Source organism: Vallitalea maricola, from assembly GCF_036985595.1.
GTDB classification, from domain to species: domain Bacteria; phylum Bacillota; class Clostridia; order Lachnospirales; family Vallitaleaceae; genus Vallitalea; species Vallitalea maricola.
In genome coordinates this window covers 1-255 of sequence record NZ_BTPU01000173.1, presented here as the reverse complement: position 1 = coordinate 255, position 255 = coordinate 1, and the positions used below count along the sequence as shown (strand labels likewise).

Annotated in this window: 1 pseudogene; it reads right to left on the bottom strand. The window is 31.8% G+C overall.

Annotated features, from left to right (window positions below):
• Positions 1 to 195 (bottom strand): annotated as a pseudogene (locus AACQ14_RS23765) (tryptophan synthase subunit beta); the annotation flags it as partial.
• Positions 196 to 255 lie beyond the last annotated feature (60 nt).

The window sequence follows — 255 nt, the reverse complement described above, 5'->3', positions numbered from 1 at the left end:
AAGATAATTAGTTAATGTCTCTGCATAATACAAAGGTGACTGTCTTCCCACGTATTCCTTAAGATAATAGTTGTACTCATTAATGAATTCTTCATCTATTTTATATTTCTCATAAGCCTCTTCCAGTTCTTTTAGAGGATACATCAATGTCTCTGGAACATATTGTCCTCCGAAATCGCCAAATTTTCTTTTCATTCTTTTGTCCTCCTGTACTCTTATAATAATTGCAATATAGCAACTATTATAAGAGTACAG